The sequence below is a fragment of the Enterococcus casseliflavus NBRC 100478 genome (genome assembly GCF_001544095.1).
GTDB classification, from domain to species: domain Bacteria; phylum Bacillota; class Bacilli; order Lactobacillales; family Enterococcaceae; genus Enterococcus_D; species Enterococcus_D casseliflavus.
In genome coordinates, this window is sequence record NZ_BCPT01000001.1 from 240,913 (window position 1) to 267,123 (window position 26,211).

The 26,211-nt window shown below is 35.3% G+C and carries 24 protein-coding genes, 1 pseudogene and 1 other annotated feature; of the genes and pseudogenes, 5 read left to right on the forward strand and 20 right to left on the reverse strand.

The genetic code is table 11. The annotated features are described in order from the left end of the window. Window positions 1-7: 7 nt before the first annotated feature. The gene (gene hisS / locus ECA1_RS01090; protein WP_060791494.1) at window positions 8-1,306 is read right to left on the reverse strand and encodes a histidine--tRNA ligase; all 1,299 of its coding nucleotides are present in this window, start codon (window positions 1,304-1,306) and stop codon (window positions 8-10) included. 317 nt (window positions 1,307-1,623) lie between these two features. Beyond that, window positions 1,624-1,831: a binding site (T-box leader), on the reverse strand. 189 nt (window positions 1,832-2,020) lie between these two features. Here hisS and ECA1_RS01095 point away from each other — a divergent pair. Together ECA1_RS01095 and ECA1_RS17590 are read left to right on the forward strand one after the other, a co-directional pair. Continuing rightward, window positions 2,021-2,455, forward strand: coding sequence for an acyl-CoA thioesterase (locus ECA1_RS01095; protein ID WP_060791495.1), 435 nt, complete (start codon window positions 2,021-2,023; stop codon window positions 2,453-2,455). A 90-nt stretch (window positions 2,456-2,545) separates the two neighbouring features. Further along, window positions 2,546-2,716, forward strand: a complete 171-nt coding sequence (locus ECA1_RS17590) for a hypothetical protein (RefSeq protein WP_008379536.1) — start codon at window positions 2,546-2,548, stop codon at window positions 2,714-2,716. Window positions 2,717-2,784: 68 nt separating this feature from the next. Here the strand turns inward: ECA1_RS17590 and ECA1_RS01100 are convergent, their stop codons facing one another. The 6 genes from ECA1_RS01100 to ECA1_RS01125 form a co-directional block, all read right to left on the reverse strand. After that, window positions 2,785-3,423 carry a PepSY domain-containing protein gene (locus tag ECA1_RS01100; RefSeq protein WP_060791496.1) on the reverse strand — a complete coding sequence of 213 codons (639 nt, stop codon included), beginning with the start codon at window positions 3,421-3,423 and terminating at the stop codon, window positions 2,785-2,787. Between the two features lie 107 nt (window positions 3,424-3,530). Continuing rightward, window positions 3,531-4,889, reverse strand: coding sequence for a sensor histidine kinase (locus ECA1_RS01105; protein ID WP_060791497.1), 1,359 nt, complete (start codon window positions 4,887-4,889; stop codon window positions 3,531-3,533). Next, window positions 4,879-5,586 carry a response regulator transcription factor gene (locus ECA1_RS01110; protein WP_008379528.1) on the reverse strand — a complete coding sequence of 236 codons (708 nt, stop codon included), beginning with the start codon at window positions 5,584-5,586 and terminating at the stop codon, window positions 4,879-4,881. The genes ECA1_RS01105 and ECA1_RS01110 overlap by 11 nt, the downstream gene beginning before the upstream one ends. A 141-nt stretch (window positions 5,587-5,727) precedes the next feature. Beyond that, on the reverse strand, window positions 5,728-7,164 hold the full coding sequence (locus ECA1_RS01115; RefSeq protein WP_060791498.1) for an ABC transporter ATP-binding protein: 1,437 nt from the start codon (window positions 7,162-7,164) through the stop codon (window positions 5,728-5,730). Next, complete coding sequence (locus tag ECA1_RS01120; protein WP_016612886.1) at window positions 7,161-7,862, reverse strand: energy-coupling factor transporter transmembrane component T; 702 nt, start codon at window positions 7,860-7,862, stop codon at window positions 7,161-7,163. Before ECA1_RS01120 ends, ECA1_RS01115 begins: the two co-directional genes overlap by 4 nt. Then, window positions 7,859-8,458: an MptD family putative ECF transporter S component gene (locus ECA1_RS01125; RefSeq protein ID WP_005233871.1), complete on the reverse strand. Its 600-nt coding sequence runs from the start codon at window positions 8,456-8,458 to the stop codon at window positions 7,859-7,861. The genes ECA1_RS01120 and ECA1_RS01125 overlap by 4 nt, the downstream gene beginning before the upstream one ends. Before the next feature lie 550 nt (window positions 8,459-9,008). Between ECA1_RS01125 and ECA1_RS01130 the strand changes: the two genes are divergently transcribed. Beyond that, window positions 9,009-9,584 (forward strand): helix-turn-helix transcriptional regulator, encoded by a 576-nt coding sequence (locus ECA1_RS01130; RefSeq protein ID WP_060791499.1) that lies wholly within the window; start codon window positions 9,009-9,011, stop codon window positions 9,582-9,584. A 24-nt stretch (window positions 9,585-9,608) separates the two neighbouring features. Here the strand turns inward: ECA1_RS01130 and ECA1_RS01135 are convergent, their stop codons facing one another. The 5 genes and pseudogenes from ECA1_RS01135 to ECA1_RS01155 form a co-directional block, all read right to left on the reverse strand. Next, window positions 9,609-11,228, reverse strand: a complete 1,620-nt coding sequence (locus ECA1_RS01135) for an ABC transporter ATP-binding protein (protein WP_060791500.1) — start codon at window positions 11,226-11,228, stop codon at window positions 9,609-9,611. Between the two features lie 193 nt (window positions 11,229-11,421). Continuing rightward, window positions 11,422-11,592, reverse strand: a pseudogene (rplT, locus tag ECA1_RS01140) (50S ribosomal protein L20); the annotation flags it as partial. 133 nt (window positions 11,593-11,725) lie between these two features. Next, window positions 11,726-12,010 (reverse strand): hypothetical protein, encoded by a 285-nt coding sequence (locus ECA1_RS01145; protein WP_060791501.1) that lies wholly within the window; start codon window positions 12,008-12,010, stop codon window positions 11,726-11,728. 2 nt (window positions 12,011-12,012) lie between these two features. Further along, window positions 12,013-13,194: a protein kinase family protein gene (locus ECA1_RS01150; protein ID WP_060791502.1), complete on the reverse strand. Its 1,182-nt coding sequence runs from the start codon at window positions 13,192-13,194 to the stop codon at window positions 12,013-12,015. Next, the gene (locus tag ECA1_RS01155) at window positions 13,194-14,357 is read right to left on the reverse strand and encodes a hypothetical protein (protein WP_060791503.1); all 1,164 of its coding nucleotides are present in this window, start codon (window positions 14,355-14,357) and stop codon (window positions 13,194-13,196) included. The genes ECA1_RS01150 and ECA1_RS01155 overlap by 1 nt, the downstream gene beginning before the upstream one ends. Before the next feature lie 1,180 nt (window positions 14,358-15,537). On the opposite strand from ECA1_RS01155, the gene ECA1_RS01160 reads away from it, so the two are divergent. Further along, window positions 15,538-15,819 (forward strand): hypothetical protein, encoded by a 282-nt coding sequence (locus ECA1_RS01160; RefSeq protein WP_240189693.1) that lies wholly within the window; start codon window positions 15,538-15,540, stop codon window positions 15,817-15,819. A gap of 835 nt (window positions 15,820-16,654) precedes the next feature. On the opposite strand, the gene ECA1_RS01165 is transcribed toward ECA1_RS01160, so the two are convergent. The 6 genes from ECA1_RS01165 to ECA1_RS01190 form a co-directional block, all read right to left on the reverse strand. Further along, window positions 16,655-18,508 (reverse strand): hypothetical protein, encoded by a 1,854-nt coding sequence (locus ECA1_RS01165; protein ID WP_060791505.1) that lies wholly within the window; start codon window positions 18,506-18,508, stop codon window positions 16,655-16,657. Beyond that, entirely contained in the window at window positions 18,489-18,758 is a 270-nt protein-coding gene (locus ECA1_RS01170) for a hypothetical protein (protein ID WP_060791506.1), read from the reverse strand. The genes ECA1_RS01165 and ECA1_RS01170 overlap by 20 nt, the downstream gene beginning before the upstream one ends. A 573-nt stretch (window positions 18,759-19,331) precedes the next feature. Further along, window positions 19,332-21,164, reverse strand: coding sequence for an LPXTG cell wall anchor domain-containing protein (locus ECA1_RS01175; RefSeq protein ID WP_060791507.1), 1,833 nt, complete (start codon window positions 21,162-21,164; stop codon window positions 19,332-19,334). After that, the gene (locus ECA1_RS01180) at window positions 21,161-21,424 is read right to left on the reverse strand and encodes a hypothetical protein (RefSeq protein WP_081091702.1); all 264 of its coding nucleotides are present in this window, start codon (window positions 21,422-21,424) and stop codon (window positions 21,161-21,163) included. The genes ECA1_RS01175 and ECA1_RS01180 overlap by 4 nt, the downstream gene beginning before the upstream one ends. Beyond that, window positions 21,425-21,643 carry a hypothetical protein gene (locus ECA1_RS01185; protein ID WP_060791508.1) on the reverse strand — a complete coding sequence of 73 codons (219 nt, stop codon included), beginning with the start codon at window positions 21,641-21,643 and terminating at the stop codon, window positions 21,425-21,427. 217 nt (window positions 21,644-21,860) lie between these two features. Continuing rightward, window positions 21,861-22,430 (reverse strand): recombinase family protein, encoded by a 570-nt coding sequence (locus ECA1_RS01190; RefSeq protein ID WP_060791509.1) that lies wholly within the window; start codon window positions 22,428-22,430, stop codon window positions 21,861-21,863. A gap of 1,107 nt (window positions 22,431-23,537) precedes the next feature. Here ECA1_RS01190 and ECA1_RS01195 point away from each other — a divergent pair. After that, window positions 23,538-24,452 carry a hypothetical protein gene (locus ECA1_RS01195; RefSeq protein ID WP_060791510.1) on the forward strand — a complete coding sequence of 305 codons (915 nt, stop codon included), beginning with the start codon at window positions 23,538-23,540 and terminating at the stop codon, window positions 24,450-24,452. A gap of 16 nt (window positions 24,453-24,468) precedes the next feature. Here the strand turns inward: ECA1_RS01195 and ECA1_RS01200 are convergent, their stop codons facing one another. Next, window positions 24,469-25,044 (reverse strand): tyrosine-type recombinase/integrase, encoded by a 576-nt coding sequence (locus ECA1_RS01200; RefSeq protein ID WP_060791511.1) that lies wholly within the window; start codon window positions 25,042-25,044, stop codon window positions 24,469-24,471. Window positions 25,045-25,277: 233 nt separating this feature from the next. After that, on the reverse strand, window positions 25,278-26,198 hold the full coding sequence (locus tag ECA1_RS01205; protein WP_060791512.1) for a hypothetical protein: 921 nt from the start codon (window positions 26,196-26,198) through the stop codon (window positions 25,278-25,280). Between the last annotated feature and the right edge of the window lie 13 nt (window positions 26,199-26,211).

Genomic DNA, 26,211 nt, shown 5'->3' on the forward strand with positions numbered 1-26,211 from the left:
TTTCTCCTCACTCAAACATTTTGGTTGTCATTTCATCGTAGATCTCATCGAAGCGGGCATAAAGATCCGCTAACGGAAATTGTTTTTCTTCACGGCTTGCCATGGATTTGATATTGATCACTTGTTCTGCTAATTCTGTTTCGCCTAGAGTCAGAACCAACCGTGCTCCTTGTTTATCAGCAGATTTAAACTGGGCTTTGGCTTTACGATCCATGAAATCACGATCGGCAGAAAAACCGAAATTACGAATCGCTTGCACGACTTTCAGCGCTTCTAAATTGGTTTCTTGTCCCAAACCAACCACATACGCATCTAACTCATTCAAAGCAGGAATCACAACTTCTTCAGCTTCCATAGTGATCAATAAACGTTCGATCCCCAAAGCAAAACCAAAACCAGGTGTTTCTGGTCCGCCTAGCTCTTCCACTAAATGATTGTAACGACCGCCGGCACAGATGGTGGCTTGCGCCCCCATTTTTGGTGCCTCACTCATGATTTCAAAAATCGTGTGGGTATAATAATCCAAACCGCGCACCATATTTGAATCGATCTCATAAGGGATCTCCAACGCATCCAGCATACTCGTTACGGTTTCAAAATGTGCCTTGGCATCTGGTGTTAAGTAGTCTAGGATCGATGGTGCATCCGCCACGAATTTTTGGTCTCGCTTGTCCTTGCTGTCAAGGACCCGCAAAGGATTTTCATGCAAGCGGCGTTTTGAATCCTCACTAAGCTCCGCTTCATGGGGCGCTAGATAGTCGATCAACGCTTGCCGATAGTTTTGGCGTGTTTCTTTGTCGCCTAATGAATTGATGACCAAGCGCAATTGACTCAGTCCTAATTGACGATAAAAATCCATTGCCATCGCCATTGTCTCAACATCGGTCGCTGGATTTGCTGAACCGAAAACTTCGACACCGATTTGGTGGAATTGACGCAAACGGCCTTTTTGCGGACGTTCATAACGGAACATTGGTCCCATGTAAAACACTTTATAAGGCTTCGTATGTTCTGGTCCGAATAGTTTGTTTTCGACATAAGAACGAGCGATCGGTGCGGTGCCTTCTGGACGCAACGTCACATGACGCTCTCCTTTATCGTAGAAATCATACATTTCTTTTGAAACGATATCCGTTGTGTCCCCGACACTGCGGGCGATCACTTCAAAGTGCTCAAAAATCGGTGTCCGAATTTCGTTGAATTGGTAATCGCGAAACACTAAACGTGCTGTTTCTTCTACAAATTGCCATTTTTCGGATTCTCCTGGCAAAATATCGTTGGTTCCTTTTGGACGTTGGTAACTCATCGTATGCATCCTCCTATTTGTTTCATGGTTGCCCATGTTCTTTGCTTTCATTGCTTGTTTGCTTATTCACCTATTGCTTGTTGCTCGTTGATGTGGGTGGGTTGTTCGCGTGTTTGGCTTTTGGGTTATTGCGCTCTTAGTGGTTGGTTGCTGCTGGTCATCATCTATTCTGTCTTGCTCCAAAAGACAATCCCAGTGATTCCTAGTTTGGTTACTTCGCTCCCTACGGTCGCCTAGTACTGTTCATCATCTATTCTGTCTTGCTCCGCAAGCCAATCATAGTGATTCACAGCAAAAAACTCGCCCTTGTTTTTTTATACAAGGGCGAGTTTTGATTACACGCGGTACCACCTAAATTCGAGAAATGTTCTTCTCCTTCGCTCGATTAACGCTCGGTCACGGAACAGCTTTTCTTCTGTTCATCTCCAGATTGTCTTTCCTTTACACGTCCTAAACTGCTTTCAGCCGGGGCAGTTTTCTCTTTTAAGGAGTAGAATAAAGTACTCGATCCTTCACTGATTTTTGATATTATCTATAAACTACAAGAAAGCTATGAAAAAGTCAAGGTGTTTCACTGTCTTTTTCACTCCGCTGCTCTCTAGTAGCATTTTCTCAAGTGTTCAACACAAAGAAGCTCTCCTTCTGTTTGCTTTTCTTCCTTTTTGCGTTATGCTGAATAACGAAGGTTTTGTTTCTATGAAAGGAGCTGTTTTTATGTCTTTATATTCAGGCTATATCCGTCAACCACACTACTATGAGACCGATCAAATGGCGATCATCCATCACGCCAATTATATCCGCTGGTTTGAAGAGGCCCGCGTGGAATTACTCGCGTTTTTGGATTTACCGTATCATACCATCGAAGAAGCGGGCTTGATCGTTCCCGTGCTGGAAGTCAGTGCGCAATACAAAACGATGATTCGTTACGAAGATGAGGTGCGAATCGATGTTTTGGTCGACAAATATACTGGCACGCGTTTGGATTTTCGCTATGAGATCTACAAAACTAGCGATGGTCAGTTGGCAACGACGGGGACTTCAAAGCATTGTTTTTTAGCAAAAGAGACCAATCGCATCGTGCAGCTGAAGCGTAGTTTTCCTGAAATCCATCAACGATTTGCTGATTATGCTACCCTGTCAGGGGAATAATCAATTCTGATCACTCATTTAAGTCAAAATCCTTGCTTTTTGAAACGGCTTTCGTATAATCAAAAGTAATTTCAGGGAAGGATGATGGCGATGTACGTGATTAAAGTTTTGCATGGTTACATTGGCAAAGATGGTCGTCGCACTCGTGAAAAAATTCCAGACAAGTTATGGGTCTTTGAAGATCGGAAGCAGTCCGAAGCATTTGCAGATAAAATTGGTGGTCGCGTCAAACCGTTAACTGAAGTCAAACAGCATACGTAAAAAAATAAGCCGTTATCGTCTTTTGCGCATAGACGATAGCGGCTTATCTTTTTTACTGCGAAACAGGATTAGTCATCCAATTCGGTTTCTAGTACTTCACCTGTTTGGGCATTGATTTTCACATCTGTTTGTTTGTTGCCATCTTCTACTTTGACTTCCCAATAGGTTACATTCATTTCTTTGTCTAATGACCAATCTGTTGCTTGACCACCGCCAGCTTCTTTCACGGCAATATCAGAAATTTCTTCCAATGAAAGCAAGTTGGTTAGGTCCAATTGATCGGCATCTTTTTTGACACCGTTTTGTTCATCGGCATCCAATTTTTCCGTTCTTTCTTCAGAAGTTTCTTTGGTTTCTGCATCGATCTTTAATTCAAACTCATTCGTGTCATCCACGCCTTCTACTTGGTAGAAGTAATTGCCAAAAGAAGTATCCAAATCAATCGAAGTGATCGCTGCATCTGGGTATTTGTCTTGGAATATTTGGATCGCTTCTTCTACGGTCACCGTAGGTAAGCCGCCATTGGCGATCGCTGCACTGCTTGAAGAGCTGTCTGTTGCTTGTGACGACGTTGTTTCACTTGATGAGGCAACTGCTGTGCTTGAGCTGCTGTTTTGCACAGGTTCTGAATTTCCAGTGTTGTTTTGTGTACATCCTGCCAATAATCCTAATGCGGCAATTCCGAATAAAATAGTTGTTTTTTTCATGTTTCATTCCTCCAATTGTTTGTGTATTCCTTTTTTCTATATATTTAGAATAACAAGTTCCTCATGAAAAAGAATCAAAAATGCTTGAAGAAAATCTAAAAAAATCTTCATCTTTCTCTTTCATTTGGAAAGGCAAGTTTAAAGATACTGCCTTGCGGTTGATTGTCTGTCACGGTAATTTTGGCATGATACTTGTCTGCCAGCTGTTTTACCAGTGAAAGCCCGATGCCTGAACCAGCAATCTGGCTGGAACGAGAATCTTCTACTCGATAGAACCGTTCGAAAATCAAGGCTTTCTTATCATCGGGAATCCCAATGCCAAAATCGGCGACGGTCAAAGACATCTGTCTCTGCTCTTGCGTCAAGGTCACATGAATCGGCTGATCGGCAGGTGAATACTTCGCGGCATTTTCTAACAGGTTTTGGATGATTTGCTGGAAGTCACGTTTATGCCCACGTTTCATACATTGGTTCTCCACAAAATATTCAATCGATTGCGGAACGATCGTCGCTTGTTTTTCACACTCTTCTCGGACGATCTGGGAAACATCAACAAAGGTCATTTCATCTTGGGATTGATTTTTTTCTAGGTCCAACAATTGATTGCTCAATGTTTCCAAACGCTTCGACTCTTTGTCGATAAACGCCATTGAGGAAGGAATGACTTCGGGATGTTTGGTTCCACGCCGCTGGATCAATTGGACATGTCCGCGAATCGCAGCTAAAGGTGTTCGCAGCTCATGGGAAGCATCGGCAACGAACCGTTTTTCCCGCTCGATCGTCTCTCGCTGTTCTTTCAATAATTTATTAAAGGCCAATGCCACTGAACGAATCTCGATGGGCTCTTCAGAAACCGTCAGTTCTCCTGTTCGACTTTGTTCAATGGCAGCAATTTCTTGCGCCATACCCGTAAGCTTCTGACTCCATTTCCCGACACTCCAATAAATCAGCAGACTGCCCACGACAACAGCGATCAGATTCAAGAAACTGCTGATCATAAAGAGGCCATAGGCTAATTCCACACTATCCTCCCCATTGATAGCGATCGTCACCTGATCCCCATCGACTTCTTGGGTTTTCGTGTAATAGATGCCCTCCTCTGTAAAAACGATGTCTTCGAGAAAAGGAATCACTCGCCCTTGATTGATATCGGCAAAAATCTCTTCCGCATCTTCTGATGAAACGACACTGCCATCGGCTAAGATCACTTGCAGGGCGTCTTCTTCATCTGCCGAGACATAGGCATTGACGAGAAAGTCCCAGGCATCCCCTGATGCCTCACCTTTTTCGATGGCTTCAAGGATGTTGCTGGCACGATTTTCGATATGTTCAAACAAATAACCTACGGATAATAAAATAAACAGCAGATTGAAGAGAATCAGCAGACCAAAGAGAATCAAGGAAAAGCGGCTCGTCAATTGAAACTGGGCTGTTTTTCTACGTTGGTTGGCTGACTTATTCTTCATGATCGGTCCTCAAGACATAGCCTAATCCACGAACGGTTGCGATCATTTTGCCTTTGCCGCAAACATCCAGCTTGTTCCTCAGTGTGCGGATATAGACATCTACAACATTTGTTTGGCCGTCGTATTCATAGCCCCAAATCTCATTCAACAGGTCATCTCTCGTTTTGACGACCTCGGGTTCTTTCATCAATTCATATAAAATCCCAAACTCTTTGGGCGTCAACTCAATGGTTTCACCGGCAACCTGAACCAAGTGCTTGGCGATGTCCATCATCAGCTCCCCCGCCACTAATTGGTTTTGCTGGTTCTTTTGTTGTTTGGCTTCTCGTTGCAAACGCCGCTCGATCACCCGAATTCTGGCAAACAGTTCTTCGATTTCAAAAGGTTTCGTTAAATAATCATCTAATCCGACATCAAGCCCCGTCACCACATCGGCGGTTTGATTTCTGGCGGTCATCATCAAAATCGGGATGTCGCTTTCTTTGCGTATCCGCCGCGCCACTGTGATGCCGTCATAGATTGGCAGCATCCAATCCAATAAAATCAGATCAAAGGCATTTGCTTGCTGATTGAACAAGGTCAATGCCTCTTGCCCATCTTTGGCCCAGACCGTGTCATATCCCTCAAAAGTCAATTCGGTCTGAATAAAACTGGCTAAACTTTCTTCGTCTTCTACTAGCAAGATCTTCAAGGCCATATGCGCTCCTCCTCCTGTTTTGCTTCTATCATAACGGATTTTTTCGAAACTTCCTAACTGATTGAAAGAAAAAAATCATGAAGATTTTTTCATGTTCAACCAAAAAAGACGGCATGAACCAAGGTCCACTCCGTCTTTCATTTATTCCATATTTTTTGCTAGCTGATACGTGCCAACAAGTTCCCCTTGTTGGAGTTGAAGCACGTAAGGACATGTTTCAGCCAAAAACTCGCGATCATGACTGATCACCGCTAGCAGATCAACTTCTTTAGCGACTGTTCGCAACAGTTTTGCGACTTCTTCCATTTGCTGCAAATCTAACCCACTCGTTGGTTCATCGAAAAACAACAAGCGTTTACCAGAAAGCAGGGCACTGCCGATGGCAACTCGTTGTTTTTCCCCACCCGACAAGCTTTGCGGATGTCGGGCAAGGAGTGGTGTTAAGTGCAACAATGAGACAATTTCTTCAAAACGCGCTGGGTTTTGGGCTTTGATCAGCAGCTCTTTTTCCACCGTTTCAAAAAACAGCTGCAAGTTAACATCCTGCATCACAAGAAAGCTTTCCTGCAGCAGCTGCTTTTGGGTCCGCTTTTGTCCATTGATGGCAAATACTGCTTCTGGGCATTTTTTCAATCCTGACAGGACTTGCACCAACGTACTTTTGCCAGCACCATTTGGTCCAACGATCCCCACAGCTTGCTTCGTCGGCAATTGTAGTTCAGGCAAGTTAAGCGCCCAATTTCTGCTGTTTGCTGAGCGTTTCGATTGCTTGATCTGCAGATGCGTTGCCCTTAATCCAGACTTTTCTGGCAAAGATTCTCGGCAGTGCTGATTTTCCAATGCCGCCTCGCCTACTTTTCGCAATCCCAACTCGTGAATTGCCTCCTCGGGCAGTGACAACAGCTGATCTGCTGGATAAGACGCCCGCAATCGTCCTGCTTCTAATAGACAGAAGCGATCTGCCAGTGGCGCCAAATACGCCAAGCGGTGTTCGGCGATCACAATGGTTTTCCCTTGTTGTTTTAAAGAAGCCAATCCTTGAGTCAACTTTTGGATCGCTTCTTGATCCAAATTACTGGAAGGCTCATCCAATAAGAACACATCATGGGGCAGCATCGTGGCTGCAGCGAGAGCAATCAGCTGCTTCTCCCCACCAGATAGGTCAAAGACACTAGCATCAAGCAACGGGGTCAGGGAAAACTGCTGTGCTACTTCGGTGATTCGCTGCCGAATGTTTTCTGGTGCGACGCCCGCATTTTCCATCGAAAAAGCTAACTCCGAATAGACATCCGTGGTGAAAAATTGAGTCTTGGGGTTTTGAAAGACGACGCCAATCGTCTGGGCATAATGGGAGAAATCGGCAACTGGCAAGTCTGTTTCTCCGACACGGATCTTTCCTTGCACTTCGGCGGGATACAGCTCAGGGATCAAGCCATTCAAAACATTGAGCAAGGTCGATTTTCCGCTGCCGCTAGCGCCGCACAAAACGATAACTTCCCCAGCTGCGACTGTCAAAGAAAGCTCAGATAATACGGTTCGATTTTCTCGTTTCACTGACACTTGTTCTAGTGTGATCATCCAAGCCACATCCTTTTCACGATAAAGCCGCATAATGCTAAAAAGACCAAGCCATCCCACCAGCGCAGCTTCAGTTCGTGGACGGTGGTATGGGGAGTTTCTGATGCTAACCCGCGAACCAGCGCCGTAGCCGACAGTTCGGTTGCGGTCTTTTCAGCCGACATCAGTAATGGGATCAAAAAATACTCCGCACTTTGCAGTGGATGAAGCAAGATCGATCCTGCCGACAGCGAGATGCCGCGAAAGCGCATCGCTTGGCGAATACTTTTGAAATCTTGTACCAATGTGGGAAAAAAACGAAATAAGACTGCCAGCGGGACTAATAATACATTGGGCACATGCATTTTTTGCAACGCCGCCATCCACTCACTGTTCTTCGTCCCACTAATGGCAAAAGCCGCCGCCATGATCGTTGGCAATAAGCGGCGATAACCGACGGAAAAGAAATCCAGCAACACGATCAATAGGTGGTTTCCTTGGCGAAACAAAAAACTATCTGCCAGTGTCAGCAAGACAAACACGCCATAGAACATCAGGCCTTTTTTCCAAAAGCCGCTGACTAAAAATAGCAGCAGCAAGAACGTGACAAAGACAAACTCATCGATCCAGCTAATGGACACCATCATAGTAAAACTAGCAAAGAGAATCACCGCCAATTTGCTGCGGGGATCAAACCTTGTTTTCGACACATTCCTCACCCTTTATGCGATTGGATCGTTGGTTGAAAATGTTTTTCCATCAAGCGGCTACCAATGCCTAAACCAGCCACCGCACCAATCAAAACGGCCAATGCACAAAGCCCCAACATCACATTGGAGGTATGAGCAAACACACCGGCAATGTAGGTTTCATCTTTTCCGCGAGCCACTAATGAATCGATGTAGGCATTTTTCATAAACCACAGGGGCAAGATCGGGCCCATCAAGCCAAAACTAAAGACGATATAACTCGCCAGTACGCGAACGTTCTCTTTGAGCTTTGTTTTGTATTGAATCAAATCAGCTGTTAAGGCACAAATCATATTGGGCAAAAAGGCCAATGGAAAATGTCCTGAAATCAAAAAAAAGAGCCCTACCACGGTACCCATAATGGTGATTGCGCCAAATTTCGGTACTTTATTCAATAAAATCAGATAGATAATGCCAGAAAACAAAGCGGTGACTGCTGGAATAAATAAATTATGAAAACCTGGGATCACAAAACGCAAAATCAATAGACAGACGCTCATTAAAAGAAAATAGATCGCTGTATAGATCCCCACTGCAATTAAATCTTGAACCTTTAGTTTTTTCACTGCGTATACGCTCCTTCTTGCAAGCAATCAATGAAAAAACCGTTGCTGCTTGCTTGTACAAACTTATTTTTACAAAGCCTCAGTATAGCACAAAGCAGACGTTTTTATGGGGAGATATGCTTATCAACAGTCGATTTTCTTCTAGAACAGAACCAACAAACAGACGTCACTTCTGAATGGCTCCATTTCAACACACAGGGACCTTTAAAAATCCACTAATGGAAAAATGATGCTTTCACACGCTTAGTTGTTTTCTCCTCTTCCCATCTTTGCGAAATTAATGAATAATAGATAAAGACAAACATTAAAAATCAGCACAGACTCTTCATCATTTTCTTTATTAAGAAACCAGCAGGTGCTTCTATAAAAAAACAATAAGAAAGCTGACTGTCGCTTATTCGTTGAAGAAAATCAACGCTGTACTGCTGTGTAAACAGCATAAACCCAACTGTAAAAACATTTTGACACTTGATTTCAAGGCATTGTCAAAGACATTTGATCGTTAGAATGCAGACATTGGCCTAAACTAATGGTAGAAGGAGCGGATAAAATGAACTTAAGCAAACAAATAAAAAAACATCGGGAACGATTAAGTCTCTCTCAGGAAGGGCTGACAGAAAAACTCTATGTCTCCCGACAAACGATCTCCAATTGGGAGAATGAAAAAAGCTATCCTGATGTTCACAATTTATTATTGCTCAGTGTTCTATTTGATGTTTCTTTAGATGAATTAGTCAAAGGGGATGTTGAACAAATGAAAGAAACGATTGAGAAAACAGAAATGGATCGTTACACAAAAATGATGCTGCTTTTTATACTATTGACCGCACTCTCTGTTGGGCCTGCTCTTTATTTACCCGGATACTGGTGGATTGTCCCGCCTCTATGTTTTTGGCTCGTCTCCATGTATGCCGCATTAAAGATCGAAAAAATCAAGAAAACCCAAAATATCAAAACGTATAAAGAGATCGTTGCCTTCATGGAAAATCAAGACCTCGATGCCATTAGAAAAAAGCGCGACGTCAAAAAAGATTTCCTTTCAACAGCATTCATCGTCGTGGTCTTTACCTTGATCGTCGGCATCATCGCATGGCTTAGTACACTGCCGCATTTACTGATGCGCTGATCAAAACACAGGTTGAAGCTGCTTTTATGATGAAGCCGCTACAACCTGTGTTTTTTTCAATTCAATGATCTCATCTACATAAATCAAATTTTTCGGGCGATGGGTGATCATAATGACTAGTTTATTTTTCAATTGGTCTTTGATCGCTGCAAAAAGCTTTTCTTCTGTTGTTACGTCTAAAGCAGATGTGGCTTCATCAAGAACAATGACTTCTGCGTCTGAGAAAAACAATCGGGCAAAAGCGATTCGCTGTTTTTCCCCACCAGAAAGGTTGGCTCCTTTTTCTCCAATTTCAGCAGATAGTCCTCCCTTGAGTACCTGATAGAATGCGCCTAATTGACATTTTTCTAATACCGCTATGATTTCCTCGTCTGCGATTTCCTTATCAAAAATAATATTCTCTTTCAGCGTTCCTTGGAAGATTGGGGCATCTTGCGATAGATAAAAGATATGCTCATAGAAATCATTTAAGTTATAAGCAGCTAAATTTTTGTGATTGATCAGGATCGCACCGGTCGTCGGCTGATACAAGCCTAAAATCGTTTTGACCAGCGTTGATTTTCCCGCGCCGCTTTCTCCTACTAACCCATAAATTGCTCCCCGCTTCAGCTCCAGTGTGCTATTGGTTAAGATTTGCTTTTCTTGAAGTGTGACGGATAGATCCTTAACTGTGATGCAGTTGATGGTCTCAGACAATGCATCGCCTTGTGTTAATGCTTTGTCCTCTGACAGATAGAAAAATTCGTTTAACCGTGCAAAGGCAACTTTATCTAAGTTGTATTGAACAAAAATCACGTTAAATATTGCAACAGGCGTGTAGATTCGATCCACATAAATAATCAATGCTGCTAAACCGCCCAAGCTGACCGTAATCTGATTTGTAAATGCCAATACCACAATTGCGACTTTGATCAATGCGACTAAGACTGCAAAAAAACCAAAGAAAAACTCATGGATCATCGTCATTTTCGTCAAACGTTCTGTTGTGTCAGCAGCCATGTTTTTATATTGTGCGATCTCTTTTTCAAACCGTTTATTGATTCGAAACGTAACCATTTCCGTTAGTCCGCGAATAAAGGTGCTATTCATGGTTTCTTCTGAAACTAGCGCACGTTCTTTGAGAGAGCGTAAAACTTTCAAAAGCAGATTGGTCACGATAAACACCACTAGATAGCCCACAAGGATCGCTGGAATCAATCTTTTATCGATCATAGCAATAAAAGCTAAGTTAAACAGTGTTTCGGGAAGCAATTCTTTAAACAAGCGTCCATAAAAATTCAAATGGATATTTCTGCCAGCCGCTGCTCCCGCTTCGGTTTTCTGTAAGAGTGCTCCAGAGCCGATCTGCAAGTACTCGGAATAGGCAATCTTGCTGATTTTTACTAAAGCTTGTTCTTTGAGATAGAAATACATGCTGTTGTACAATGTTGTTTTTGGTTTCTGCTCGAGATAGGACAAAAGCGGTACCAGTACTAGCGTTAACCCATAGATAAAAACAACTGGCCAATCAAGTGTCTTGCCAAATGAATCGAGTAGTTTTTGAAAATAAAAAACATTCGCGGCACTCAAAAATGAGACCGCAATTCCAATCCCAACATATACCGTCAATCCTTTTTTAAAATGCCGCCATAAATCAATTGCCATCGTATGCTCCTTTTGCTGCAGTGTTCGTGGAAAAATCGTAAGATAAATAAAACAAACGTTTTCAAAAGTATAATCTATTTTTCGCTTAATGGAAAGAAACATATGAAAGATAGTGAGAAACCATTCTTCGGTCATCGAGAAAAAACAAAAAACCCCGCTCAAGAGCGGGGCTAACGTTGTTGCCAACGATGGATTATTTGTTTAAAGCGTCTTTTGCTTGGTCAGCTAATGCAGTAAATGCTGCTGCATCGTTTACAGCCAAGTCAGCTAACATTTTGCGGTTGATGTCGATTTCAGCTAATTTCAAGCCGTGCATCAATTTTGAGTAGCTTAAGCCATTCATACGAGCCGCTGCGTTGATACGAAAATCCTCATTTTTATCTACATTGCGGGGTATTCAATGGGGTATTCAGTCAAAAAAACAAATAGGCATAGGATAAAGTTAATTCTTATAATCAAGATAAATATCTAGTTATTAAATAACATATATATTTAGTTTAATGAATGAAATGTCGTTTATTTTTAGGGATTAAATTTATTAATAAAACTGCTGAAGGATAATGCTTTTGCATATATTCCACAGCAACTAACTCATGTGAATCTTCAGAAACATACAATTCATCTTTTAATTGCCCCATATCTATTACAATACTTCCACTTAGAAAATCAACTGCATCCTTAAATTCTTTATTTTTGTGGTAAGTATCGTAAAAATCGACAAGCTGTTTACAAGTAACTACTCCATTTATCGTTAGTTCTATTAAAGCTTTCTGGATATTCAAACTTATCTACTCCAGTCTGTTTTCGAGAATACTTCTTTCAATTCCTCTAACGATTTTACTCTTTTAGATAAATCTGCATTCATACCAGAATCTATAAACTTCTCTACTTCTTTATTTTTATTATTATTCAGATTCTTTCTCCCAGTCATTACATAAAAAATCACCTGAGTTAACGCATAAATTTCATGTTGAATAGTGTATTTATCCGCTCCCATAATTTTCAACTGTGGGTCATTTAAACTTCCTTGAAATTCAGTGTTTTGACGAGTCAGTGTGCTATCTGATTCTTTTAGATAACCAAAGTCACAAACTTTTAAGATAACGGTTTTATCATCGTATTCCTTTACTAATATATTGGATAAAGAAATATCTCTATGAAAAATTCCTTTAGAATGAATGTATTTAAACGCATTAAAAAGTTGAGTAACTAACCTTTTTCTTTCAAATAATTCTAATTTGGTATTATTTGAATCAACAAAATCTTTAAGCGTTTGTTTCACATATTCCATAATAAATTCATTCGCATCATCATTATAGCTATAAACTTTTAATACATATAAAGAATCCATATTTTTCATATTTTCAAACTCTTTTTTAAATCGTATTAACTCAGTAGATGTTAGTTCTTTTCTTGCTCTTTTTAAAGCAAATATTTGATTATAAAAAGTATCTTTAAACTTATAAACCATAGCATAAGAACCAGAATTAACCAATTTTAAAGAGGAAAATAAACTGGTGTTTTCTTTTACAATTTCAATTTGCTTTTCAAAACAAATGATTGGTTCATATTTAACAATGTTCAGTAACTGATAGTCTTCTGGAATAGCTGACCCACCAGAATTACTAAGGTGTGGTTGAATGAATCGAATAGTGTCTACATAATTATCAATCATTTTAAAAGCATAATCAGTTCTAGATAAAGCACGTTCAAATTCTTCATATTTATCAACCAGTATAATTAATTCTCTACTCGGGTCTGCATTAAAATGACTATTATAATTTGCTTTTTCATTTAAGAAAGAAAATAGAGAATTAAACTGGTTATGGAATACTGCGAAACAAAATCTCAGGCGATTATCTTCTACACTTTCATATAAACGTTCTTCTGGTAATTGCTCCATGACTTTATTGGAAAAACCCATTAAAAAATCAACATTTTCATCTAGGATATAGTCTACATTCACTACTTGTCTCCTCCATAATAATTTCTATCAGACTTAGACAATCCCACAAGTTCTTGATTAATTAATTTGATGTCAAGTTCTAATTCCTTGATAAAATCACTATATAATTCATGAACATAAAAATACGTAAATTCTGGTTGAAAAGTTAGCCCTAAACATGCTAAATAAAATTTTTCTTTATTCCATTCCATAGGATTTTCACCTAGGTATTTTGTCATCTTTGTAAAAACTACACCATCAATTTTAGTTCTGACATTACTAACATATATACTCAACAAGTATTCTTTGAACCTTTCGTGATTAACATAATCATTTTTTTCATAATATTCCTTCATACTCTTAAAAATGATATTTGTATACAAAATTTCATATATTTTTCTAGTTATTGTTTTATAATAACCTTCATCGAGAGCTACTGTTCTTAATAACTGCATTTCAAGTGAAGAATATCCCCTCAAATGCTGCGAGGCAAGAACATAGTTTTTAATCCTAATTCTGATTCCTTGTTTTCTATTTTGATTAGCATATTGTTTTAGCTTTACAAGAATGAACTCTTTAGTAAAAACATTATAACTATTTTCTCTTATGAAATATGTTTTATCTTCTATCCTCACTAATATATCTAAGTATTCTTCATAGATATCTAACTCACTATCGTTAATGGGTGGAATAAAAACTTCATTTAAAAGTCTCGTAAATGTTTTAATTTTAAATTTTTCTTTTGAAATTTCAAACACAGTAATAAAGAATAATAAAATTGCAAATAAATCCATAAAAGAATTCACAAGCATTTTATCAAATTCTAAGTAGCTTACAACAAAATTTTGCACTCTTGTGCTTGTAAAAACTAGAGTCATAAAAAAGAGGAAAAACTTATATTGAGCCACCATTAAAAAGAGAAAATCTACAATTTTATATCTTAATTTTTTTACAAACTTTATTTTAACGGTGTCTTCTGTTAAAAATTCCAGATAAAAGAAAGAAACAATTGATAAATAAAAAATACTATTCATAATACTGATAACTTTCAAAATAGCTAACCCAAAGGTAAGCAAATAAAATAGAATTATTTTTTGATTTTCTGTCATTCTTGAATAGTTCATAATTGTTATACAGGCAAATAAAAATAAAAAAAATATATTATCACCGAACAATCCGTTCATAATACCCTCCTAGTTAATAATCCTTTTAAGAAAACTCAAGTATGTTCCTACTTTAATACGAATAATTTATCAAGTAATTATATCATGAATATTTCACAACAAAACCTATTAAATTTTTGACAAATACTCCTTAGCATAGCCAAACATCAAAATATTTTATCAGCTTGGCTATTCAAAATTATGATTCTTTTTTATCTCAAATTTTATGATAAAAATCACTTAAAAAATGACCTTTAAAAAAGCCTTATTTATCAAGGGTTTTATACTTGTTGACAAAAATACAAGATTGCTGTAATATTAACGATTTTTCAATGTATTTTAAAAAAAACACCTCTCAGATTCATTGAATAAAAAAATGTGGGGAATTAACCACTAACTTTCATCTGAGAAATGTTTTTTTGCATTTACAATCATGAATACTGATTGAACACTTATATATCAATGACTATATGTAAATTCTCAAAGTCTAAATCTAGCACAACTAAAATATTATAGTTACCTATTTGACCATGAATAACAATAATTTTAATATTTAATAGCTCCGAAGTATTTGCTCTATAATTAGAATCAATCCTGTGCTGCTTAAATTGCGTTCTAAGCGTTTCTAATCTTTTATGTATAATTTATCGGAAATGATTCCCAAGGCTCTAAGGAACAATATCAGACCTTTTTAAAATAAATTTCGAGTTATTTTAATACAATACTAATAGTTTAGAATAATTTATATACTTTATGATATATTCTTATTTTGATGATGTTTATGGTTGATTTCCTCAAAAGATATTCAAACTAGAATCCATGATTAATTATCACTATTTTGTTATATTTAAAACTATAAATAGCAAACTTTAGTTACATCACTAAACATAAGGATAGCTATAAGTAAGTATGATTTCATCTTGCTGGAACTGAAAAGTACAAATACTGATGTATCAACGTTTGATAATAGTATTTTTGCCAAACTATTATCAAACGTAAATAAACTTTTGCGAAAAGATATGTGTGAAAACAGATAGTTTCCCCTTAGTTTTATTGACTTTTATTATCCTACCATTTTTATCAGTGTTTCTAGAGATAAACTATAAATATTTTCTTATCTCGCACTTTTTCTCTTTTTAAGTTACTATTATATTAACAAAAAACAAATAGAGAGTTGGAACATATAATGAATAGTCACAAGATGCAATTTGGATGGATTATAGAAGCTCCTAAGTATTTGTCGATACTAACTAATAAAGATGGCTTAGTTGCTATTGTTTCAGAATATGCTACTTTTGGCGACAATCAATCATTATTAATTACGTTATCAGAAACATCTGCTGAAGTGGCAGTAACTCCTCACTATATTTCATCTTTAACGATTTCAACAGATAAAAAGATTAAAATAGCTACATCGCCGTTTTATGAACAACAAATGCTTGAAATTGAAAAAATGAATTCTGATGGTCAAATCACAGATTAATACTTCTCAAATCTTATTGACTATTAAAATCATTAGTAATTTCTTTGCTAAAAATTCAAAATCAATTTTATGCTGCTTAAATTGCGTTCTAGGCGATTATAAATTTTTAAGTATAATTCATCGAAAATCATTTTCAAGACACTCAGGGATGAAGGTAGACTGCTCAAAACACACTGAATGTTATTTAAACGATTGGACATGTAATAAAAAATAAAATATATCATTAAAGATATATTATTGGTATGATGATGTTTAAGGCTGATTTCCTAAAAACATATTTAAACTAGGATTTGTGATTAATTATCACTAATTCGTTATATTTAAAAAACTAGAGAACAACTTTTGGCTATATTGCTAAACATAAGCACATATATTAAGTAAGCAAGATTTCATCTTGCTAGAACTCAAAAATATAAAATATTGATACATCAACGTTTTATAGCTGTCTTATCACACAATTATCAACTGTAAATAGTTTTTTGCGTAAATAATAGTGTGAAAACAAGCAGATTGCCCTAGAATTTATTGGTTTTTTTCAACTAATTTGTTTTACACTAATAGAATTAGTATGTAAAAATGGAACAAATCCTTTGAAAATACCTATGAAAAACCCTTGATTTTATTGACTTTTTTAAATCAAATCGTTTTACACTAATAGAGTTAGTATATATTAATTATATTAGTGTAAAATGAATTAGCTAAAAAAAGACAGTATTTATGGGAACTTTCTATACATATTCACACTATTATTTACACTATAACCTATTTACAATAAAGATATGTCTGATAATAGCTATACAAGACATAGAAAAAACAGGTATATAATTCTACCTGTTTAATAGCTTACTTTTTTATAAAGAACAACTTTAGATGAATATTTCTCTTTTATACCCAATTCATAATATAATTCTTTCGTCAATCGTTCTCTTTTAATCCCATAATTATTATAAATATCAGCTCTAATTTTCTGAAAGTTATTTTGAGTGATGCTCTTCTTTGTTTTCCTCACTCTAGCAAGTTTAGATATTAAATCTGATTCATACATATATCCTTGTTCTTCAATCTGAGTCATAAGAATTTTTACAGCTGATTTCTCTAATGCCACACTAGCCTTAGTTAAATTCCTATCTCTTTTACTCATGCTCACTAAACCTCTGTCTTCCAGTGGTTTATATGCTTGTGGAAAGTCTTGGTTTGCTTTTTCCTCTCCAAATAATCTATAAACCAAGTTATAACCTAATCCTGAAATCGTAACATTATTTTTCACCATTTCCTTAGCTAATATTTGAGAGTTTTCAATATTTACCACTGGATAATATACATTACTTGTTCTTATTTGCCCAGAATTCTCTTGTTGATTTAAAATCAACTTTTCCTTCAAGTCTATAGGTATGGATTTTGACTCTGCCTTACGAATCAGTTCTGTGACGGTCACTACATTTAAAATATTCCACATTTTCCCTTCGGATATTTTATACCCCAAATTTTCTTTTACTAACTTAGCATACGTTTTTAAAGAAATGAAATTCATGTATTTCACTTCCCCAGTCACTTTATCCATATACGTATAATCAAAAATTAAGTCTAAAAGTAAATCTATTTCTTGTCTGTAATTATACAAATATTTATTTAAATCAGGATAGTTCAACCTTAAAGTATTACGTTTTAATGCTTTTTGTAGTTCCATTGCATTATATCTTGCTTCTCCAATTTCACTCTTCCAATTTATTTCACTATTTGTAATTGTTATCAGAACTTCAATAACTTTTGTATAGGATTTAATATTGAGCAACTTCCTTATAACTCTTATAATATCTCCTTGAAAAGGAGATTGTTCACTGAAGCACTTATATAAATAAATATCGTATTCTTCATTTAGATAGACACTTGCACTTGGGTTTGTTTCTTCATGGAAAATATCTAAAAATGGATTCGTATCTGGAAGTTCCAATATTTCTACCATATCTATAGTTTTAAAAAAGTTCCCTGCAACAATAGGGTCAGAAAATTCACCAGAAAAATTATTTCCTAGTTTTTCTGCAATAATATCGAATTTTCCTAATTTTAATAGTTCATAATTTGGTATTGAATCATCCACTATTTCATTGTTGGAATCTTCTATTAGCAGAGAATTTTCAACATTTATGTTTCCCAACAGCTCAGAAACATTTAACCGATTATCCCAATCAATCACTTCATATCCACTATTGCTCCCAAAGAACATTCTACTTGTTTGTCCAACACTACTATCTGCTTGAGGATATTTTTTAAATAAACCTTGATAAATCTGTTCTATCTCATGGTTATCAGTCACGGTTGTATTCAATTGAAAGACAACTCGGAACTTATCAATTTCAGAATACATATCGCTAAATGTTCGATAGATAAAACTAGCATTTTTCTGCACAAAAGAATCAGCTTCCAAATCTTCAATCGTATATAAATTCTTCTCATCCTTGTTATCAAAATCCAACATCACTAGTTCCTGACCAATAATCTCTGTATACTTAGACAGCTTAGGCTCTTTTAATTCAGCTAAAACCACTGTTTTTCCATTTACTGCTAATTCTTCTGCAAATTCTTGTATTGTTACTTCTCTTAGATTATTCATAATAGTATTAGAAATCTTCTTTACTTTGTATTGGTCTGGTTTTTCTTTATTCGGAATATTACTTAGATAAACTTTCATAGTCACTGTCCTCCAACATTAGTAATCTACCGTATTTTAAAACGATTACTTTCTCTAATAATACTGTTTTTTCTTCTGTCAGTCCTCTTTTTTCTTTTCGAAAATTATGTAGGTTTTGATTGTGGATACCAATCGCCTTAGAAAAAACGGTCATTTTTACCCCATAGATTTTGTCCAATATATGTAGCCAAGCCTTTACCTTTTCTTGTTTCTCAGTCAATTCCTCTTCTGTTAATTTTTTTGAATCCATTTAATTATCCTCCACAAATTATTTTATTAATCATTGCTGCCGGACTATATCATCAATTATCAACTGAAGTCAAGAATGAATATCGTATTCGGATAATAAAAAAAATTAGTGTATTTTTATTAAAAGAATACTCTTGTTTTCTTGTTCCGTTCTTAGATATACCAAAACTATTAAAAACATTGATATATCAATGTTTATTATATTTTCCATCTTAAATCCAACTTAAAAAATACCTCTCAGATTCAATCTAGTGGGTAATTCCCCATAAAAAAATTTTCGCTTAATCTGAGAGGTGTTTTTTCGAAAATAGACATAAAAATCGTTGATATAACAGTAATCTTGTATTTCTGTCAACAAGTATAAAACCCCTGATAAATAAGGCTTTTTTAAGGGTCATTTTTTAAGTAGTTTTTATCTAATATTTTGAGATAAATTTGGTCAAATATATTTTTTATTATTACGTGGTATCTAGGACTCCTGTATTAAAAACTTTGCAAACCAAAAAAGAAGGCTTATTCCAGCCTTCCTTTTTAAATTAAGCTATAAAAAACTATTATTTTCCAGTACCCTTTTTTATTTTTTTCTATAAAGAACGAATGCACTCAAAACAATTGCTAATCCGGCACTTGTCATTAATGCACTATTCATTATTTCTGACCCAGTTTTCGGCAATGTTTTATCTTTATTAGTATTCTTATCTTTAGAAGATTCTTTTTCTGATTCAGAACCGGTATCAGTATCTGAATCGGCATCCGTATCGGTATCAGTGCCTGTATCCGTATCGGTGTCTGTATCGGTTTCAGTATCAGTATCTATGTCCGTGTCGTTATCGGTATCAGTATCAGTGTCTGTGTCTGTATCTGTGTCCGTGTCGTTATCGGTGTCGGTGTCCGTATCTGTATCTGTATCTGTGTCGGTGTCCGTATCTGTATCTGTATCCGTATCGGTATCGATAACTTCACGAGTCAAAGTTTCAGTTGACGATTTGTTCCCCTCAGAGTCCATTGTGTAATACTCAACAGAATCCCCTTCAGCGATTTCTCTCGATAAATCTACTGTTAAATCAAGAATTGTTGCTCGTTCATTTGATATAGCTTGTTTTTGAGCTAGAATTTCACCATCTTTTACTATAACCAAGAATAAAGTTTGCTCAACTTTAGCTGAAATCTGGCTACCTTTGGATTCTTCAACAAATTGAACATCTGAAGCAGGAGTAACTTCCACTGCTTGTTCTTCATTTTTACCATAAACAAAGTAGTAATCCGAAATCCCTTCTTCTTCAAGGGTAATTGTCCAAGTTGAATCTCCTAGTAACATATAGCCTTCTATATCTTTTGCATTTATAGATACTTCTTCACCTAATGTCGCTTCATGTAATGTTGATTCAGCGATAGAATTATTTCCCAAATCAACATAATTCATACGAATGGTGCCTGTTTTTGCCTCTGGAGATACTTCCTTTTTCACATAATAAAATACATGTGTCATAGAGTCACCAGTTACATAGACATCTTCACTTGCAGGTGATACTAACTCATATCCTTCAACTGTATCAGCAGTTAATGTATGTATAGTATCTGCATCTAATTCCTGAACAGTAGACCATAGTGTTTCTCCACTATCTCTATCCATACCCATTACAATTACTGCAGTTTTAGCAGTTACGGGCATAAATGTCGCCCAAGTTTTATCTGATTCTACTTGTGTATCAGGATTAATAGATACTACATAAATTTGTTCATTAGAATTCAAAGAACGGATTAAATCCAATGACACACGTCCAGCTTCTGCTGTATACATAGAGCCATCATCAATTTTATTACCCCTCGCATCATAGACAGAAGTTGAAGTATTTGCTCCTACCCAAGCAGTAACAAAATTACCTGCATCATTAAATGTAACATTGGTAGGTGCTTGTGGTTTTACTGGTGTTGGTGTAGGGTCTTCTCCCTCTGAAAAAGTAACTGTAACAGTTACTTTACCTGATAAGATATCGCCTGAACCAGTATCAGATAAATCGATTGTTGCGTATTGAGTAGTTCCTGCAACGACAGGAATAGTTGCCATTGGAGCTGCCATATAGTCGTTTCCATACTGTGCTTCACCAGCTGCGACTGTTAAAACACCATCTTGTTGGGAATAGATGCCAATTTTAGCATTACCAATCGTTATAGTCTTTGCAGAGCTGATATTACCATGAGTCCATTTATCAGTATTATCATTCCATGTGAAATTAGCTGATTCATTGGCATATTGAACGATTTTATCTCCATCCAATTCATTTAACCCATTTGTAGCCGCTAAGACGGTTGGTGCAATCAGAACAGTTGCCAAAGTAGCTACAACTGCCGATTTTCTGAACACCTTGCTTTGTATCTTTTTCTTTCTTTTCTGTATTCGATTCATTCTTCTTCTCCTTCAAAATTTATTATCTCAAATTCTCGCTCCATTCGCTCCACATGCTTTTGGGTTAAAATAAGCAACAATTCATCACTGAATAAAAGATTACTTTGTTCATTCTCTGATAGTTCTTGAAATTCTTTGTATAACGCATTACCCATTCCATTAATCACTTTTTTAGGAATTGTTACATTTGCTTTTACGTAAGTTCTTTTCACTTTGTTAATTACATATTTCTTTATTGCCAACTGATTCGTTTTTATCATTTACTTTCCAAATTTTGTCACAACAAAAACAAATCCCACTACCAATATAAAGAATAATAATAAGTGATTCATAATAAATTTAAAGAGCAAAATCAATAACCCAATGATAACAACCATTGCAATAATAAAACTTCCTATTTTTGTTAAACACCCCTCTTTTTCTGGCTCAGGTTCTACTACATCTTGAATAATTATTTTTATCCCATCTTTTAAAGCCACAGAATCAGTCCTTTTAATAAATTTGTATAAGGTAATAAATCAAGGTTTTTGCCATGACAAAAAAAGCCTGCTTTATCAACTTCAAATCATTGATAAGACAGCCTTTGCCTGTTCGTTATTTTTTTATCTGTTCATCGGTAAAAAACCTTGATTTCTTACCGGTCATAATCTTGCTTCCCTCTTATATGTTACCTTCAGTTTAATAAATAATCAAGGATTATTTTCTCGATAGACCCTCATTTTTCGCTACATTATAAACAGTTTTCACGCTAACATTACATTTTTCAGAAATTTCTTCTAATGATAGTTCTTTATTTATATATAATTTGATAATTTTCTTTTTTACGTTATTTTTAATTGGTGGTCTCCCTAATCGTTTATCCGTATTAGCAAGTGCTTCTTTTGTCCGTATACTAATGTTCTCTGCTTCAAATTCAGCAATAGCAGCCAATACCGTGTAAAACAGTCTCCCAGTCGCCGATGAGGTATCAATTGACTCTTGGACACTTTTTAGGTGAATCCCTTTTTGATTAAGCTCAGACATTAAATTTACTAATTGTTTTGATGAACGACTCAGCCTTGATAAATTGTATATCAAAAGAGTATCTCCTTTATTCAAACTTGATAAAGCTCTAGCTAATTCTCTTCTTTCTTCTTTCCTACCACTTACTTGTTCTGAATATATCTTCTCTGGTTCAAATCTGATTAAAGCTCTTCTTTGCACTTCTAACCCCAAATCTTGTGAAGATGTTGATGTTCGAATATAACCAATAATTTTATTTACCATTATATACTCCTCCTTTCCTCCATATTAGTGTAATGATTATTTTGAAATATTAAAAATACCCTGACTTCTCTTAGAAGTCAGGGTAAATAAACAGTAGACAGAAATGATTTAAAATACTTCTCGTTAAGGTAATTTAATTATCACATCAAATATAACGATTGTCCAGCAAATAACTTATGCCTTTACTTTTCTATTATTTACCTTTAAAGTCAGTAGAAAACACTGTTATAGTAATGTCTTTTAACCAATAAGAGACGCTAGGATTTGTAAAACAGTTTGAAATAGATATATTTTCGGAAAACAATAAAATAACTAATAAAGGAGACTGTTTTATGACAAACAGAACAAGGCTTGGTCTTTCAGTAGTTGTTGTAATCGTAACTAATCGGTCGTAATACCTCAATTGCTGTAAATCTTTAATTAAGTGTATCCCCTGAGGACCATTTCTTTCATACTTTCACCTAGATTCTTTTTGATACCAAGATTATACAATTTCTACTTCCAAATAAATTATTTTTGTGTCTGTAAATAATAAGTGTTACAGAATTAGAATACACAAAAATCTAAATAACACTAATTTATTAATCACACATCACTTTTATAGACAAGTAGAATTACACACATCACTCAAATTTCAAGTACTAAGAAACGGATGGTATAATTAAGGGGTAATGTAGGGGTGGGATAATTTTTAAAGGATACTTATGAGATAGATATTTTCGTAAACCAGGGATACTTTACTAAATTATGCCCCCCTTCATAACCCCTACATCTATTGATTTTCATACCCTACCTAATCCCTACATCAACCCTAAAAAAGAGGTTTTTTCAAAAAATCAAATGATAACAAAATGATAACTTTTGTGATAACTTTTTGAAAACTATGTCATTTATGAGGTGAATTCGGAGAAATTACAATGGAAACCTCCGTGAATTTTCAAAACAGCTGCATAAGCAAAAAATGGAAAAATTTTCTATCTGAATACCATCACCAAATGATGGATAGAAATGAAAATGAATAGTTATGAGTGTTGGGTTACTAATGGATAGTTACGAGAATGGATACTTTTAAAAATAAAACAGATAAAACTATAGGAGGGAGTGAACATGAACACACTTATTGTAAACAATCGGGCTATTGATTATGAGGAATTATTAGATATCATTGCTCAATCGAACGGAATATATGAAAACACCTTGATTAAGCTGTTACAATGTAATCGCATCAGCTTAGAGTCACGATTAAAGACCTTAAAAAAGAATAAAATAATATCTAGAGGAAAATTAAATAAACACTTCTATTATGTTAATAACTATGACTTGAAACATATGAAAGATTTAGACTTGCAGGCAATGGTTGTTCAATATTTGGTTACAATTGGCTTGTATACCAATAAAATTCAAGTAATTGATTCACCATATAAGAACAAACAGCTCTATCTTTCAGTATATGCCTCAGGTAAATATAACTATAAAAATGATGAATCTATAAAAAAACTTGCAAATATGAGAGTCAATCAATTAATTCATGAACAAGACAGAAAATATTTTGCCCATTTTATCGTCAACGAATTGACTAAATTCCCAATTAGAGTAGCTTCTTTTTCAGATATACTACAAGAAAAATACTATACAACTTCTATAGATACTGTAGATATTCTTGCACTACCTAATAAAGAATTTATCCCAGCAATACAATCCAACTTAGCAGATGTATCATTTAGAAATTTGGAAAATAATAGCACTCTCATTAGAAATGATATTTTGATTTTTCTGAATGATTCTAATGAACTTTGTTACTTTGTGAAAGAAAATAATCAATATACATTACAAGCAATTTATTCAGTAGTTGACTTCTTCTATTATTTAACCCTGCACAAGAATTCTAAAGATGCCATTTATATTTCTGATAATAAAACTGAGTATGATAATGCAGATAACTTGTATTTTCAAAGTTATTTGAACAAGGAAAAGTATAATACTGTTCAATTAAAAAAAGGCAAGCAAAAAGCACAATCTTAAATGATTGTGCTTTTACTTACTTAAATGGGTCAAAGTCTTCAAGCTTAGCTTTTATATCTTCCTCTTCAATCCCTGCATATCTAAGCGTAACTGCTTGGCTACTATGATTTAAAATCTTCATCAGCGTAACAATATCCCCTTTGTTTTGCTTTAAAAAGAAGTAGGAAAATGTTTTTCTAAGTGTATGTGTGCCAATATAATCTAAACCTAGATTATCTGCAATTTTCTGTAGGATTTTATAATACTGATGACTGGCTAAATGTCTACTACTATCTGTTGGACTTGGAAATAGCCACTCAGATTCCGCACTATGTTCTGTATTTAAATAATCAATAATGTTTGATGTTAATGATTTCAGATGAAGAGTTCTTTTTTTACCAGTCTTTATTTCAATAATTTCTGTTTGCGTCTTGTTTTTCACATCAGATACCTTCAGGTTCAATATATCTGAAATCCGTAACCCTATCTTTATTCCAATTGCCATAATCAAATAATCTCTTTTTCCATGTTTGCCCTTTTGTAATTCTTCTCCAAATTGAATTAGCGTTTCTTTATTTTTTATCGGTTTGACATTAATCATTTTTTGTCCCATAAATTACCTCCCAAATATGCACTATTTATGGATACTTATAGTGTATTTCAATATAAAAGTATCCATCTCCCTATAAATCAAAAATGAAAGATTGATAGAATAGGATTGGTGATGGATACTAATTACAAAAGTATCCCTGCTAAGGACCTTTATAGCATCATAATTTGGAAGTTGCAAATTTGTAGAACAAAAAATATCACCAATAAACATTAGCGATATTTTCCAAAATACAGTTATTTATTTCTCAAACTTTCATTTATTTTTTTTGACAAAGTTCTTCCTATACCTGTAAAGAATTTATTTTCTTTTCTAGGTGTCCATTTCTTACTATCTAATTCATCAGAAAACATTATTATTAGTGAAGGAATTACGTCTATAAAGCATTTCAAAACAACAATAGATTCTATTGTTTCTGCCATTTCAAAGTATTCTGCTCCTCTATATTCATTAACATCTATATCCACATAACTTTTCTCACCTAGAGTTAAAGAAAAATACTCTTGAAATCTGGTTAACTCTACTTTAACACTTGAGATTTCCTTATTTTCAAATAAAAATAAGAGAGTTGTTAGCATGTTTAAAATTTTCTCTCCAGAACCCGAAATTTCTGCTAATTTATCTTTAGTTTGCCCCTTAAAACTAGTCAACTTTAGTAATTTAGTTTCACTGTCCTTTTCCAAAAAATCATCTGGATTATCTATTAAATAATGTGTCATCCAAATAAATAAATCTGTTTTTATCCCCAATACTCGTTGTTCTGTTATTGTTAAATCTTTTTTATAACCAACTAACTTTCTTAAGTTTTTTAGGGTACTATTATTATATCTTTTATTACATATGTAATGATTTTTACCTTCATAGTTAAAAATAATCACATTCATCGCATATGTAGAAATCCGCTTTTCTCGACGTGGATTCACAGCTTCATGATTCTTAACGTATTCATAGTTAAATTGCAAATAATTATAGTAAACATCTTTACCATTTATTATCGTAAATTGGTTTTCTTCATATACAAAGTCAACTTCATAATTCAGAGGAGTATTATCAAAAGCATCAATCTCTCTTATATGATTTTGTTTATTTACTTTTATATTATTAATTAAATCATCCAAAGAAACATTTGAATTATCAATCCATTTAGAATAAATCATAACTTAAAACTCT